Here is a 15,053-nt window from a genome sequence, read left to right as displayed (position 1 = left end):
CGTCAATATCGCCCGACATCAGTGGCTTACGGGCGGTTCAGTCGGGGCGTCATGAGAGCTTCACGCGGCGGAATTATTAACAAAAGGCAAATTTGCAAACGGAATAAGGAACTATGTCATGGCCGATATTGCCCCCAGCCAGGTTCATAGCGACACGTCCCATCCGCTCCACAGTTCGAATTCGGCCGGCAAGTGGTTCTTGCCGGTCTTCGCACTCGTTCTGATCTGCGGCCTTGGATATGTCGCCTATGCACTCGCCCGCGACCTGACGACCGCAGTCGCCGTTCCCTGGATTCTCCTAGGCCTTGCGCTGCTCATCGCGCTCGGCTTCGAGTTCGTCAACGGCTTCCATGATACGGCCAATGCCGTCGCCACCGTGATCTACACCCGTTCCATGCCGGCGGAATTCGCCGTCATCTGGTCCGGCTTCTTCAACTTCCTCGGCGTGCTGACCTCAAGCGGCGCCGTCGCCTTCGGCATTCTGGCACTGCTGCCGGTGGAATTGATCCTGCAGGTCGGCTCCGGCTCCGGCCTTGCCATGGTTTTCGCGCTGCTGATTGCCGCGATCGTCTGGAACCTGGGAACCTGGTATCTCGGTCTGCCGTCGTCGAGTTCGCATACGCTGGTCGGCTCGATTATCGGCGTCGGCCTTGCCAACCAGTTCCTGGCGCCGGCAGGCACGGCGACCAGCGGCGTCGACTGGTCGCAGGCGACCAATATCGGTCTGTCGCTTTTGATCTCGCCGCTGATCGGCTTTGGTCTTTCCGCTGTTCTCCTGCTGGTCATGAAGCTTCTGGTGCGCAACGAGGCGCTCTATGCCGAACCGAAGGGCAACCAGCCGCCGCCGCTCTGGATCCGTGCGATCCTGATCTTCACCTGCACCGGCGTCAGCTTCGCTCACGGCTCCAACGACGGCCAGAAGGGCATGGGCCTCATCATGCTCATCCTGATCGGCCTGGTGCCGACGGCTTTCGCGCTGAACCGTACGCCCGATGTCAACTATCTCGAAGCCTACAAGTCGGCATCTGCTCAGGTGGAAACCGCACTCGGCAAGTATGTGAAGCCGGGCGTTACGGTCGCGGACTACAAGGCCGAGGTTAGCAACGCCGTCAAGAACAAGACATGGACGGATGCGACGACGCCGGCCCTGCAGCAATATATCCACCAGACAAGTGCCGAAGTCGCCGGCTTCCCGACGCTCGAAGCGGTGCCGACCAATCTCGTCGGCAACGTCCGCAACGACATCTATCTGATCGGCGAGGCGCTGAAGCTGATCGACAAGCAGAAGCTGCTGCCGATGGATGCCGGCGACTTGACGGCAGTGACGAACTACCACAAGGCGGTCGACAACGCGACGAAGTTCATCCCGCTCTGGGTGAAAGTGGCGGTCGCGATCGCGCTCGGCCTCGGCACGATGGTGGGCTGGAAGCGCATCGTCGTCACCGTCGGCGAGAAGATCGGCAAGACGCATCTCACCTATGGGCAGGGTGCGGCAGCCGAAGTCGTGGCGATGGTCACCATCGCCTCGGCCGATCATCTCGGCCTGCCGGTCTCGACCACCCACGTGCTGTCGTCCGGCGTTGCCGGCACCATGGCGGCGAACGGTTCCGGCCTGCAATGGTCGACCGTGCGCAACATGCTGATGGCCTGGGTGCTGACGCTGCCTGCCTCGATCGCGATCGCCTTCGTGCTCTTCGTGATCATGCGTCAGGTTTTTTAAGGCGTACCGTCAGGCCGTGGAGGCCAGGCTGGCATTGCGATCGCTGATGAAGATGCCCGCCTCGGCGGCGGGCATCGCCTTGCCGAAGAGATAGCCCTGGCCGATGTCGCAGCCGAGCTGTAGCAGGAAGGCGAGCTGGCCGTGCTCCTCGATGCCTTCCGCAGTCGTCTTGATGTTGAGGCTCCTGCCGAGGCCGAGCATGGCGCGGACGATCTTTTCCTGGCGCTCCTCGTCGCGATAGGTGGCGATGAAGCTTTTGTCGATCTTGATCTTGTCGAAACGATAGCGGGAGAGCTGGGCGAGGCTCGAATAGCCCGTGCCGAAATCGTCGAGTGCGATCTGGATGCCGGCGGCGTGCAGTTCGTCGAGAATGAGGGCGGCGACGGCGGGATCCTGGATCAGCGCGTTTTCGGTGATCTCCACTTCCAGGCGCTGCGGTGGCAGCCGGCTTGCCGATAGCACCTTGAGAATGCGCGACGTCAGCAATCTGTCTTCCATCTGCACCGGCGATACGTTGAAGGACAACGTCACATGCTCCGGCCAAGTGAGGGCGTCGCTGCAGGCCTGGGCGAGAAGATCCTCGAACAATGCGGTGATCATGCCGGTTTCCTCGGCGATATCGATGAAGACCGGCGGCGGGATGTTGACGCCATCGTCGCCGATCCAGCGCGCGAGCGCCTCGAAGCCGCAGAGCTGGCCGGTCTTCAGGTCGATCAGCGGCTGATAGAAGGGCTTGATCGCCTTGTTGGAGATTGCGGCGCGCAGCCTGGTTTCCAACGCGGCGCGTTCCGTTACCTTGTCCTGCATCGAAGGTTCGAAGACGAAATAATGGTTAGGCCCGCGTGATTTCGCCTCGTACATGGCGAGGTCGGCACGGTGGGCGGCATCTTCCAGCGGTTCGGCTTCCTCGGCCCAGCGGTCATAGCCGACGCTGGCCCCGACTTCGACGGCAAAACCATCGATATGGATCGGCCGGGTGACGGCCTGGATCAGCAGCTTGGCAAAACGCTCCTCGCGCTGCGCCGTCAGGGCGAAGGCGACAATGATAAATTCGTCGCCGCCGAAGCGATAGACGCAATCGGCATTGCCGAGCGCACAGATGCGTCTGGCAACCTCGATCAACAGGATGTCGCCGCCCTTGTGGCCGACGAGGTCATTGACCTTCTTGAAGCCGTCGAGGTCGACGGAGAAGATGGTGACGTTGCGGTCCCATTCCTCGATCTCAGCCTCGTCGTCCTTGATCGGCCGTGAGAGGATCTTGCGCTCGAAGGCGTAGCGGTTCGGCAGCTTGGTCAGATGGTCGTGGGTTGCGGTCCAATCGGCCTTTGCCTGAGCGGTGGCGCGCAGTTCCATTTCCTTGCGCAGGTCGGCGATGCGCAGCACCGAATAGATGAAGCTCATGGCGCCGGCGATGCCGAGCGCCAGAACGAGCTTGTCGGCGCCGTACTCGCCGAAGCCGGTCATGAAGGAGACCAGGCTATCGTCGAGCTGCAACAGCGTGCCGAGGAGCCAGAGGGTTACCCCAAATCCGACGATCGACACGCATTGCCTTCCGGCCCTGCTTTGGAAAAACACCGGCATTATGCCTTCTCCATCTCCCACCCTTCGCCGAGATATCACGAAAGTCTGAAATGTTTGTTGAAACCAGAAGGCGAATTATCGGAGGCGGCAGCCTGTTGCTGTGCCGCTGAGAGATCCGACGGAGCTTGTGGGGGAACCAGGGCGTCGTTGTCAGCGCGATCCCGGTTCGGGAGACCAACTGATGCGGGAAGAACGAAGGCGAGCGTGCTAATGCATCGCTCGCCCTTTCTCGTACCTCAGGCGGTGACGATCAGCAGCGGAACGCTGACGATGAGACCGACCAGAACCGTGACTGTGGCGACACGCATGAAACGCAGACGTCGCGTGCGCTCACCACTCCAATCATATGTCATTCTTCCATCTCCTTGGGACAAGGAAGTAGTCCCCGCGAAACCGGGTTCAACAGAGATGACGCGATTTGCTTGTGCAAGGCTGGATAAGAATCAGCAGTTTCTAATGCTGGAAGCGCAGCGACCAGCGCCGCCCGTTGCTGGTCATGCGGACGATGGCGAGCGGCTCGATGTCGCTCAGCCAGAAAGAAGAGAGCGGCGCCTCAAGCACATGGGCGACCGCCGCCCGGATGACGGCCGCGTGGCTGACGGCGATCACATGGCCGCCGAGAGCGGATTCGCTGTCCATCCAGCCGGCGACGCGGGTGCGCAGGTCAACAAGGCTCTCGCCGCCATGCGGCGCCGCTTCCGGATCGCTCATCCAGGCCATGAGGTTCTCCGGCTCTTCGGCCTCTATCGCCGCGATCGACTTGCCGGCCCAGCGGCCATGGTCGCAGTCGCGAAGTGCGAGGTCTATCCGGGCTTCGAGGCTGAGCGCTTCCGCGGTCTGGCGGGCACGCAAAGCGGGGCTCATGACAATGCGGTCGGCACGCGGCGGGGCGGCCATTTTGCCGGCTTCTTCCGCCGCCTCGCCTTCCAGCGGTTCGTCGAGCGGGAAGAGCGCCTTACGGCTCGCCGTCGTCGCGCCGTGGCAGATCCAGGTGAGGCGCGTATTCACGGTCGTTCTGATCTCCCGGAATGCGGCTACAGCGTCCTTCGCCGGCTTGTGAAGTTTCGTTGACAGTCTCTTCAGCGTGCAGATATAACCGTGCTGTTGCGGGTTTGGAAGCCGGTGTAAGTCCGGCGCGGTCGCGCCACTGTGACCAGCGTGTTGAAAGTTCTTCGCGCTGGAAGTCAGACCCTACTGCACAAGCACTCTTTCGACTGAACGCGTCATTCCCGGAGGAATACATGTCTGACACCACTTTCGCGCCCGTTGCGGTACCGGCGCCGATCCCTGTAGGCGAGATCTTGCCCTGGGCGATCTTTGGCGGCCTGCTGATGCTCATCGTCCTCTATTTCGTCGGCACCGAGGAAGGCGCGATGGCGCTGTTCAACGGCATGTATGTGCACGAATTCGTGCATGACGGCCGCCATCTCCTCGGCTTTCCCTGCCACTAAGGGAGTTCCTGACATGGTTGGAAATCTTCTGCTTCGCGGCATGCTCGCGGGCCTGATTGCTGGCATCCTCGTTTTCGCTTTCGCCCATACTTTCGGTGAGCCGCTAGTCGATGCGGCGATCGCCTTCGAGGAAGCAAGCGCCCAGGCGGACGGCGAAGCTGCCGAACCTGAAATTGTCAGCCGCGCCACGCAGGCCGGTCTCGGCCTTTTCACCGGCGTCATGGCCTACAGCGTTGCCGTCGGCGGGCTCTTTGCACTTGCCTTCGCTTTCGTACACGGCCGTTTCAGCAGCCTTTCGGCGCGTGGCACCTCAGCCGTCATCGCCATTGCCGCCTTCGTGGCGATCGTCGTCGTTCCCAGTATCAAGTATCCGGCCAACCCGCCGGCGGTCGGCAATCCCGACACGATCGGCGCCAGGACCGAGCTGTTCTTCCTGATGATCGTCGTCTCGCTCGCAGCCCTGATTGCCGCCGTGGCGCTGTCTCGCCGCCTTTCCGAGCGCTTCGGTCTCTGGAACGGCGCGATCATCGCCGGCATTGTCTATCTCGTCTTCATCGGCGTCGTGCTCTATCTGCTGCCGCCGATTAACGAGGTGCCGGAGAACTTCTCGGCGATGGTGCTCTGGCGGTTCCGCACGACCTCGCTTGGCATGCATGTGATCCTCTGGGCAGCCTTGGGGCTGGCCTTCGGAGCGCTTGCCGAAAGGCGGCTTGCAGTTAAGGGCGGGCAACGAGGTCGGCCGGCAACGGCATTCCACTAAGGCATCGAAGGGCGCCGCTTTGCCGGCGCCCTGAACTTTTGGAGCAAGCCCGACTTTTTCGAGCGAGTATGAAAAGCAGCAGAACCACACCACTCTTGTCGGCGGCGTTTATCACGGCCACCTTTTTGTGTGTGGTTGCCGGAAGCGCTTTTGCTCATAGCCGCAGCGATGGCGGCAGCCATGCGGGCCTCAATATCCCGGAGATTTCCCATGGCGAGATGGCTGTCATGTCTGACTATCGCAGTGGGATTATCGACCTTGCATCCCGCGCAGTCGATACGAACGAGCCGTTCCGGCGCATTCTGAACTATGCCGAAATCCAGTATTCCTACTGCCTATGGGGCCGGATGCCGGGCAGTGTGACCGATGAGCAAAGCCCGTTCAACGAATGCGCCCATGCCTATCTCGCGGCGGCCAAGGCGGTATTGCTTTCGATGCGTGAGATGCCGCGGGAGAGGGCTGCGGCGGATGAAATCATTTCCGCGGTCGATGCCGATATGGTGCGGCGCGGTCTTGCGCTCATCACCTGTCGGTTCAGCGGCGAGGCCTTCAACACCGCTGACATCGTCAAGCCACGCTGGAGCGGGATACCATTCCATGCCGCCAGCATGGCGTCGCTGACGGGGCTTGCCTCTTTGTTCGGCTTTGGCGTGTTTGCGCTTCGCCGTTTCTCGCGGCCGACAGCTCAATCGTCGGAATAGCGCTGCTCGCGCCAGGGATCGCCGTAGATGTGATAACCGTTCTTTTCCCAGAAGCCGGCCTGGTCGGCGGGCATCAGCTCGATGCGGCGCAGCCATTTGGCGCTTTTCCAGAAATAGAGATGCGGCACGACGAGGCGCATCGGGCCACCGTGCTCCGATGTCAGCGGCAGGCCTTCCCAGGCGGTGGCAAGGATCGCATCCTCGGCGGCGAAATCGGCCAGCGGCAGGTTGGTGGTATAGCCGTCATAACTTGTCAGCATGACGTAAGCTGCTTCCGGCTTCGGCATTGCGAGGTCAAGCAGATCGCGCGTCGAGACGCCCTTCCATTTGTTGTCGTAGCGCGACCATGTGGTGACGCAGTGGATGTCGCTGACCTTGGTGCTCTGCTCGATCGCCTGAAAGGCGGCCCAGGTGAGGGTGAGCGGCGTTTCGATGAGGCCGCGCACGTCGAGCCGCCAGGTCTCGGTCGAGATGACAGGCTGCTGGCCGAGGTCGAGTACAGGCCAGTTCTTGACAAGGTGCTGGCCGGGCGGCAGGCGCTCGGCTTCGGGACGGCTGATACGGCCGGTCAGGAACTTGCCTTCTGCCGCCCAGCGACGCTTGGATGTGGTGAGTTTGCTGTCGGCGGGCGTCTGGTCGTCGCTCATGGGCGGGGCCTCCTTGCGGTGCAGCAATAGGACATCCGCCCTTGGCGGGTGTCAAGTTTCGGCAGGCCCTTGGAAATCCCCGCCTACCCCAATAGAGCGCGGCGCTCTATCACTTTATTGGCGCATAATCCTTTCCGAAAATCGATTCCGATTTTCGGGGTTATGCGTTAACTTGAGCTGTCGGGCATGCCTCGCTGGGGAGTGGAGGCAGAAAGGGGAGGACCGCATCTGTCTTCGAGATATCGTGCGATAGCGGCGTTGCTCGTGGTGCCGCTCATCATCTTCGCCTTCTTCACCTATGGGAGCGCGATTGCGACGCGCGCCTATATGGAGGAGGCTTCGGCACAGGCAGGAACGGCGCTGCGGCTTGCCGTTTCGGCACTCAGCGGCCATCTCAACCGCTACGAGGCGCTGCCGGCACTGATCGCCGATCATGACGATATCAAGGACTTGGTGAGCGCGCCTGAAGATGCGGCGCTGCGCGATGCGGCCAATCTCTATCTCAAGGAGATCAACGGGCTGCTGAAATCCTCCGACATCTATGTGGTCAAGCCCGATGGAGAGACGATCGCGGCCAGCAATTACGATGGGCCTGCAAGCTTCGTCGGACAGAATTTCAGCTACAGGCCCTATTTCCAGGATGCGATTGAAGGCCGGCAGGCGCGGTTCTACGCGCTCGGCACCACCTCGTTGAAGCGCGGCTATTATTTCGCCGCACCGATCCGAACCGGCGCGGATATTCGCGGCGTCATCGTCTTCAAGGTCGATATCGATATGATCGAATCCTCCTGGGGCGGCGGCGAATACAAGATTTTCGTCTCCGATCCCGAGGGCATCATCTTCATGTCCGGCAGCCCGGAATGGCTTTACGGCGCGATCCTGCCGCTGACGGCCGACCGCATCGCACGCACGGAGGCCTCGCGGCGCTATGCCAATGCCAGGCTGGCGGCGCTGCCAGTGACGCGACATCACTTCGAGCAGCATGAGCTGATGACGCTGGCCGGCGAGCGCGGCTCGAGCGAATATCTGGTGCTCTCGCATTACATGCCGGCCGAGGACTGGACGGTGAACGTGCTGATGGAGACGAGTTCCATCCGTGCCCAGGCACGCACGGCGCTTGCGGCAGTCTTTCTCTTCCTCTGCATCGCCGGGCTCGCGGTCGCGGTCCTGCGCCAGAGGCGGGCGCGGCTTGCCGAGCGCATGCAGATGCAAGCCGAAGCCCGCAACGAACTGGAGCGGCGTGTCGAGGAGCGCACGGCCGATCTTGCCCGCGTCAACAGCCGCATCGAAGAAGAAATCGCCGAACGGCGGCTGACCGAGCACCAGCTCCGACAGACGCAGGCCGATCTGATCCAGGCGGGCAAGCTTGCCGGGCTGGGACAGATGTCGGCTGCGCTTTCGCACGAGTTCAACCAGCCGCTCGCCGCCGCCAAGACCTATACAGACAGCGCCTCCGTTCTCATCGACCGTGGCCGGACGGAGGAGGCGCGGGACAATATCCGGCGTATCGGCGGGCTGATCGACCGTATGGCTGCGATCAGCCGGCACCTGCGCAACTTCGCCCGCAAGCCGAACGAGAAGCTTGGTCCCGTTTCCCTCGACGAGGCGATGCGCGATACGCTCGAGATCATCGCCTGGCGGCTGAAGGCGGCGGATGCCGAACTGCTGCTCGCTCTCGGGCCGCGTCCGCCGGTGGTGCGCGCCGGTTCTGTGCGTCTGCAGCAGGTGCTGGTGAACGTGATCTCGAATGCGGCCGATGCGGTGGAAGGGCTGGATGATCGGCGCATCGAGGTTTCCGCCTTCGAGGAGGCCGGCAAGGTGGTGCTGACGGTGCGGGACCACGGGCCGGGTGTGCCGGCGGCGATCGCCGAGCGTATCTTCGATCCCTTCTTCACGACGAAGGGCGTCGGCAAGGGGCTCGGCCTAGGGCTTTCGATCTCCTACAACATCATCAAGGATTTCGGCGGCAGCCTTGCTGCTGCCAATCATCCCGAAGGGGGCGCGGTGTTCCGCATCGAGCTGCGATCGGCGGCAGGGCTGATGCCGGAGGCGGCGGAATGAACGATGCGAAGATCCTGCTGGTTGACGACGAGGAGGAACTGCGCCGCTCGACGGCGCAGGCGCTGGAGCTCTCCGGCTTCAGCGTCGAGACCTATTCGAACGGCGACCATGTGCTGGAACTGATCGGCTACAGCTTTCCCGGCGTCGTCGTCAGTGACATCCGCATGCCCGGCATGGACGGCATGACGCTGATGCAGAAGATCCGCGAGCTCGACCCTGAGGTGCCGGTCATTCTGGTCACCGGCCACGGCGACGTTCAGCTTGCGGTGAAGGCGATGCGCGAAGGCGCTTATGATTTCATCGAGAAGCCGTTCACGCCCGAAATGCTCGCCGGCGTCATCCGCAGGGCGATGGAGCGGCGCGGCCTCGTGCTCGAGAACCGACTGCTGAAAGCGGTTGCCGGCAAGCGCGACGATATCGAGGCGCGGCTGCCGGGGCGCACGCAGGTGATGGTGGATCTGCGCTACCGCATCCGGGCGATCGGGGCGAGCGATGCCGATACGCTGATCGTCGGCGAGACCGGGGCCGGCAAAGAGGTGGTGGCGCGGGCGCTCCACGACATCAGCGCCCGGGCGAGCCGGCCGTTCATCGCGATCAATTGTGCCGCATTGCCGGCAAACCTGATCGAGAGCGAGCTTTTCGGCCATGAGGTGGGGGCCTTTCCGGGCGCGGTGAGGCCGCGTTACGGAAAATTCGAACATGGGCGCGGCGGCACGATCCTGCTCGACGAGATCGGCTCCATGCCCTTCGACCTGCAGGCGAAGTTCCTGCGGGTGCTGCAGGAGCGGGTGATCTCCAGGCTCGGTTCGAACGAGGTGGTGGCGCTCGACGTGCGCTTCATCGCGACAAGTAAGGTCGATCTGGAGGCGGAGGTGGCGGCGGGGCGCTTCCGCGCCGACCTCTTCTATCGGCTGAACGTCGCGACGCTGCACGTGCCGTCTTTGTCGCAGCGGCGGGCGGATGTTCCGCTGCTTTTCCTGCAGCTGGTGCGGGAGGCAGCCGCCCGCTACGCCCGCGACGAGATGGCCGTGCCGCCAGACGTGATTTCCGACATTGCTCAGCGCGACTGGCCCGGCAATGTGCGTGAGCTGAGGAATGCCGCAGACCGTCTGGTGCTCGGTCTCGACAATGGCGGGCGGCAAGCCGAGGAGGCGACTGGGCTTGCGGAGCGCGTCGCTGAATTCGAACGAGGAGTCATTGCCAGCGCGCTGGTGGCACATGGCGGCAGCCTTAGGCCGGTCTATGAGTCGCTCGGCATTTCCCGGAAGACACTCTACGAGAAGATGCAGAAGTATGGGCTCGACAAGAAGCTGCTGGCGACGGAGATCTCCGGAGAGGGACAGCGCGACACTTGAGCCGACTGCGATGCGATGGGTGGATTTCCACCCATCGCCAGAGCCGTTTGTTTCCGAATCGACCCATGCTGCATCGCACTGTTGCAAAATCGTCTTTCGAAAGCGGCTGTAGTGATTGCGGGTCGATTTTTCCCGGCGGCAAATAGGTCATCCCCGGCGCGGAGGATGTGTCGGCGGGCTTGCTTATTTCATCAGGGAGGAAACGATGAAAATTCTGAAGGCCATGCTCGGCCTGACCGCGGCTGCCGCGGTCTCTCTTCTCGCCAGCGTCGCTTCGGCGCAGACCTATCCCGAGCGCACCATCACCATGGTCGTGCCCTTTGCGGCCGGCGGCCCGACCGATACCGTCGCGCGCCTGGTCGCCGAATCCATGTCGAAGGATCTCGGCCAGCAGATCGTCGTCGAAAATGTCGGCGGCGCCGGCGGCACACTCGGTGCCGGCCGCGTGGCGAATGCCGATCCCGACGGTTACACCATCCTGCTGCACCATATCGGCATGGCGACCAGCGCCACGCTCTACCGCAAGCTCGCCTACGACACGCTTGGCGCCTTCGACTATGTCGGCCTCGTCACCGAGGTGCCGATGACGATCGTCGCACGTAAGGACATGGAGCCGGCCGACCTCAAGGGGCTGATCGATTATATCAAGGCCAACAAGGACAAGGTGACGGTTGCCAATGCCGGCATCGGTGCGGCCTCGCATCTCTGCGGCATGATGTTCATGAGCGCCATCCAGACGCCGCTGACGACCGTGCCCTACAAGGGTACCGGCCCTGCCATGACCGATCTGCTCGGCGGCCAGGTCGACGTCATGTGCGACCAGACGACCAACACGACGAAGCAGATCCAGGGCGGCACGATCAAGGCCTATGCCGTAACCTCGCCCAAACGCCTCGATGTTATGAAGGACATTCCGACGGCGGTCGAAGCCGGCCTGCCGGGTTTTGAAGTCGGCATCTGGCACGGCATCTATACGCCGAAGGGCACGCCGGCTGAGATCAACGAACGTCTGTCGAAATCGCTGCAGGTGGCGCTGAAGGATCCGAATGTCGGCGCCCGCTTCGCCGAGCTCGGCACGACGCCATCCTCCGACGCCGATGCGACGCCGGCGGCGCTGAAAGCCAAGCTCGAAAGCGAGATCGCCCGCTGGAAAACCGTGATCGAGGCTGCCGGAGAATATGCCGACTGAAGATTATCCTCGTCCAGGACATGCCGGATGAGCCGCTGACCCTAACCCTCTCCCCGCGCGGGGAGAGGGGACTTGCCACGAACAGCGGCGGCAGAGGCGAGAGCTTCACGGCATATCTCCTTCTCCCCGCATACGGGGAGAAGTGCCGGCAGGTGGATGAGGGGCAATCGCAGCAGAAGCGCGTCACGAACCATCTCCAACCCCAGGAGACACCATGAAATCCATCAGTTTCGATACCACCAATGCGATTTGCGGCGCGCTTTTCGTCGCGACCGGTGCTTTCTTCGCCATCCAGTCGCTGGGGCTCGACCTCGGCACGGCAGTGCGCATGGGCCCTGGTTACTTTCCGCTCGTGCTTGCCTGTGTGCTCGTGCTTCTCGGCGCGATCATCTTCATTCAGGCACTCCGCGTCGAGGGCGAGCCGATCGACCCGTTTGCCTGGCGCGGCATGCTCTTCATCCTGCCGGCGCCGGTGTTCTTCGGGTTGACGGTGCGGGGGCTCGGATTTGCGCCGGCGCTGTTCTTCACCGCCTTCATCGCCTGCTTCGCATCGCAAAAGATGAACGTGTTCTTCGCGATCATCCTCTCGCTGCTGCTGACGATCTTTTCGGTGGCGGTCTTCAGCTACGGGCTCGGGCTGCCGTTCGAGCGCTTCGGCCCCTGGGTCCGGTTCTAGGAGACGATGATGGATCTTTTCAGCAATCTCGCGCTCGGCTTTGCAACGGCCGGCACTCCGGAAAACCTGTTCTTCTGCCTGATCGGTGTGTTGCTCGGCACGCTGATCGGCGTGCTGCCCGGTATCGGCGCCACGGCGACGATCGCCATGCTCTTGCCGATCACCTTCCAGCTCGAACCGGTTTCCTCGCTCATCATGCTCGCCGGCATCTATTACGGCGCGCAGTATGGCGGCTCGACGACGGCGATCCTCATCAACATGCCGGGCGAATCTTCCTCGGCCGTCACCGCGATCGACGGCTACCAGATGGCCCGCAAGGGCAGGGCGGGGGCAGCGCTTGCAATCGCGGCGCTCGGCTCGTTCTTCGCCGGCACCGTGTCGACCTTCCTCGTCGCGATCTTCGCGCCGCCGCTCACCGCAATCGCGCTGCAGTTCGGCTCGGCGGAATATTTCTCGCTGATGATCGTCGGCCTCGTTTCCTCGATCGCTCTCGCGCATGGTTCTGTCGTCAAGGCGCTGGCCATGGTGGCGCTCGGGCTGCTGCTCGGCCTCGTCGGCACCGACATCTATACCGGCACACCGCGCTTCACGCTCGGCATCCGCGAATATGCCGACGGGCTGAACTTCGTGGCGCTCGCCGTCGGCGTCTTCGGGGTGGCGGAAATCCTGCGCAACCTCGAGGGCGAGTCGACACGCACGGTGCTGATGGCCAAGGTGTCCGGCCTTTTGCCGTCCCGCCAGGAATTCAAGGAGATGATCGCACCTGTCATTCGCGGCACGGCGATCGGTTCGGCGCTCGGCATCCTGCCGGGCGGTGGCGCCATCCTTGCCTCCTTCGCCTCCTATACGGTGGAAAAGCGGATGTCGAAGACGCCGGAGGAATTCGGCAAGGGTGCGGTTGCCGGCGTCGCAGGGCCGGAATCGGCCAACAATGCCGGTGCGCAGACCTCGTTCATTCCGCTCCTGACGCTCGGCATTCCGGCCAATCCCGTCATGGCGCTGATGATCGGCGCGATGATCATCCAGGGCATCGTGCCGGGGCCGAATGTCGCCACCGAGCAGCCGGCGCTGTTCTGGGGCATCATCGCCTCGATGTGGATCGGCAACCTGATGCTGGTCATCCTCAACCTGCCGCTGATCGGGCTCTGGGTGAAGCTCTTGACCGTGCCTTACTACGTGCTCTTCCCCGTCATCATGGCCTTCTGCTCGATCGGGGTCTACAGCGTCAACGCCAACGTCTATGACCTCTATGCCGTCGCCTTCTTCGGGCTCATTGGCTATGTGTTGGCAAAGCTTCGCTGTGAGCCGGCGCCGCTCCTGCTCGGCTTCGTGCTCGGGCCGTTGCTCGAGGAAAACCTCCGGCGCGCGATGATCCTGTCACGCGGCGATCCGACCACCTTCGTCACGCGGCCGATCAGTGCCACTCTTCTCGCCATTGCTGTCGCCGTCCTCATTGTCGTCTTCCTGCCGAGCGTCAAGAAGAAGCGCGAGGAGGTGTTCGTCGAGGAGGCGTAGAGCATGATGCCGAAAAGTGTGAGCGGTTTTCGGACGACATCATGCTCTAACTCTTTATTTGAGAACAGGATTCAGATTTTTGGCCCGGCCTAAAATCATCCTGTTCTGGGGTTGAACTTGTGGGCCGTTTGATAAACAAAGAATGATCTGATGCGGGCGCCGGTTGGGCGCCCGTTTCGCATGACAGGATATCCAGGCCCCAGGAGCATTGCCCGATGAGCATTCCCGCCCGGATCAAGGACGATCTGCCGTTTCTGACCTCCCTGCGCCGCGACCTGCACGCCAATCCCGAACTCGGTTTCGAGGAGGAGCGTACCGCCGGCATTGTCGCGAGACTTCTCGAAGAGGCTGGCATCACGGTGCATCGTGGCCTCGGCGGCACCGGCGTGGTCGGCACGCTGCAGCTCGGCAACGGCACACGCAGGATTGGGCTGCGCGCCGACATGGATGCGCTCGCCATGCCCGAAATGGCGGAGCGGCCTTATAAATCGACGGTGCCTGGCAAGATGCATGCCTGCGGCCATGACGGCCATACGGCGATGCTCCTCGGTGCTGCGCGCCACCTTGCGGCAACGCGGGATTTTTCCGGCACGGTGCATTTCATCTTCCAGCCGGCCGAAGAAGGGCGAGGCGGAGCAAGGCGCATGGTCGAGGAGGGGCTGTTCACGCTTTTTCCCTGCGATGCCGTCTACGGGTTGCATAACATGCCTGGGCTTGCGGTCGATGAGATCGCCGTGGTCGAGGGCCCGCAGCTGGCCTCCTCCGATAGCTGGCGCATGACCTTCCGCGGGACCGGCACGCATGGCGCCAAGCCGCATCTCGGCCGCGATCCGATCACGGCCGCCGGCACCTTCCTGTCATCGCTGCAGACGATCGTCGGACGGGTGGTCGATCCGCTGCAACCGGCCGTCGTCAGCGCCTGTTTCCTGCAGGCGGGCGACCCGAAGGCGCTGAACGTCATTCCTGATATCGTCGAGATCGGCGGGACGGCGCGGGCCTATTCGCCTGATGTGCGTAATCAGTTGGAGACCGAGATCGGACGGTTGGCGCAGGGTACTGCAGCTATGTACGGCATCGCCGTGGACTATGCATTCGAACGGCGGATTCCGCCTGTCATCAATGACGCGGATGCAACCGCGCGGGCGCTCGTGGCGGCCGGCTCGGTGTTTGGCGGGAAGGTGCAGACAAGCTTTCCGCCGTCGACGGCGGGCGACGATTTCGCCTTCTTCGCCCAGAATACGCCGGGCTGTTACGTTTGGCTCGGCAACGGCCCGGCGGTGGATGGGGCGCTGCATCACAACACGGCCTATGATTTCAACGATGAAGCGCTTGGATATGGGGCGGCATACTGGGTTGCGTTGGTCGAGCGGGAATTGAAGGTCTAGCTGGAGTTTGAG

At 62.7% G+C, this 15,053-nt stretch carries 13 protein-coding genes; 10 read left to right on the top strand and 3 right to left on the bottom strand.

Features of this window, described 5'->3' with window-relative positions; translation table 11 throughout:
• Window positions 1-118: 118 nt before the first annotated feature.
• The gene (locus ELH03_RS17290; protein ID WP_128402975.1) at window positions 119-1,720 is read left to right on the top strand and encodes an inorganic phosphate transporter; all 1,602 of its coding nucleotides are present in this window, start codon (window positions 119-121) and stop codon (window positions 1,718-1,720) included.
• Between the two features lie 9 nt (window positions 1,721-1,729).
• Here the strand turns inward: ELH03_RS17290 and ELH03_RS17285 are convergent, their stop codons facing one another.
• Together ELH03_RS17285 and ELH03_RS17280 are read right to left on the bottom strand one after the other, a co-directional pair.
• A complete protein-coding gene (locus ELH03_RS17285) occupies window positions 1,730-3,301 on the bottom strand; it encodes a putative bifunctional diguanylate cyclase/phosphodiesterase (RefSeq protein WP_128402974.1) in 1,572 nt (523 codons plus the stop codon).
• A 453-nt stretch (window positions 3,302-3,754) separates the two neighbouring features.
• Window positions 3,755-4,309, bottom strand: coding sequence for a histidine phosphatase family protein (locus ELH03_RS17280; RefSeq protein WP_128402973.1), 555 nt, complete (start codon window positions 4,307-4,309; stop codon window positions 3,755-3,757).
• A 233-nt stretch (window positions 4,310-4,542) separates the two neighbouring features.
• Between ELH03_RS17280 and ELH03_RS17275 the strand changes: the two genes are divergently transcribed.
• From ELH03_RS17275 to ELH03_RS17265, 3 genes are all read left to right on the top strand, one after another.
• Window positions 4,543-4,752, top strand: coding sequence for a CbtB domain-containing protein (locus ELH03_RS17275; RefSeq protein ID WP_003542661.1), 210 nt, complete (start codon window positions 4,543-4,545; stop codon window positions 4,750-4,752).
• A 13-nt stretch (window positions 4,753-4,765) separates the two neighbouring features.
• Window positions 4,766-5,512, top strand: a complete 747-nt coding sequence (locus tag ELH03_RS17270; protein ID WP_128411990.1) for a CbtA family protein — start codon at window positions 4,766-4,768, stop codon at window positions 5,510-5,512.
• Window positions 5,513-5,580: 68 nt separating this feature from the next.
• Complete coding sequence (locus tag ELH03_RS17265; protein ID WP_128403008.1) at window positions 5,581-6,213, top strand: hypothetical protein; 633 nt, start codon at window positions 5,581-5,583, stop codon at window positions 6,211-6,213.
• On the opposite strand, the gene ELH03_RS17260 is transcribed toward ELH03_RS17265, so the two are convergent.
• The gene (locus ELH03_RS17260) at window positions 6,198-6,860 is read right to left on the bottom strand and encodes a sulfite oxidase-like oxidoreductase (protein WP_128411989.1); all 663 of its coding nucleotides are present in this window, start codon (window positions 6,858-6,860) and stop codon (window positions 6,198-6,200) included. The genes ELH03_RS17265 and ELH03_RS17260 overlap by 16 nt on opposite strands.
• 186 nt (window positions 6,861-7,046) lie before the next feature.
• Here ELH03_RS17260 and ELH03_RS17255 point away from each other — a divergent pair, with 186 nt between their 5' ends.
• The 6 genes from ELH03_RS17255 to ELH03_RS17230 all read left to right on the top strand — a co-directional run bounded on the left by ELH03_RS17255 (window position 7,047) and on the right by ELH03_RS17230 (window position 15,041).
• A complete protein-coding gene (locus ELH03_RS17255) occupies window positions 7,047-8,921 on the top strand; it encodes a sensor histidine kinase (protein ID WP_261319783.1) in 1,875 nt (624 codons plus the stop codon).
• Window positions 8,918-10,276, top strand: coding sequence for a sigma-54-dependent transcriptional regulator (locus ELH03_RS17250; RefSeq protein WP_128402969.1), 1,359 nt, complete (start codon window positions 8,918-8,920; stop codon window positions 10,274-10,276). Before ELH03_RS17255 ends, ELH03_RS17250 begins: the two co-directional genes overlap by 4 nt.
• A gap of 205 nt (window positions 10,277-10,481) precedes the next feature.
• On the top strand, window positions 10,482-11,465 hold the full coding sequence (locus tag ELH03_RS17245) for a tripartite tricarboxylate transporter substrate-binding protein (protein WP_128402968.1): 984 nt from the start codon (window positions 10,482-10,484) through the stop codon (window positions 11,463-11,465).
• 214 nt (window positions 11,466-11,679) lie between these two features.
• The gene (locus tag ELH03_RS17240; protein ID WP_128402967.1) at window positions 11,680-12,141 is read left to right on the top strand and encodes a tripartite tricarboxylate transporter TctB family protein; all 462 of its coding nucleotides are present in this window, start codon (window positions 11,680-11,682) and stop codon (window positions 12,139-12,141) included.
• Between the two features lie 9 nt (window positions 12,142-12,150).
• A complete protein-coding gene (locus ELH03_RS17235; RefSeq protein ID WP_128402966.1) occupies window positions 12,151-13,656 on the top strand; it encodes a tripartite tricarboxylate transporter permease in 1,506 nt (501 codons plus the stop codon).
• Window positions 13,657-13,871: 215 nt separating this feature from the next.
• The gene (locus tag ELH03_RS17230; RefSeq protein WP_128402965.1) at window positions 13,872-15,041 is read left to right on the top strand and encodes a M20 aminoacylase family protein; all 1,170 of its coding nucleotides are present in this window, start codon (window positions 13,872-13,874) and stop codon (window positions 15,039-15,041) included.
• Window positions 15,042-15,053 lie beyond the last annotated feature (12 nt).

The organism is Rhizobium beringeri, assembly GCF_004306515.1.
In the GTDB taxonomy this organism is placed as follows: Bacteria; Pseudomonadota; Alphaproteobacteria; order Rhizobiales; family Rhizobiaceae; genus Rhizobium; species Rhizobium beringeri.
This window is presented reverse-complemented; position numbering and strand designations above follow the sequence as displayed.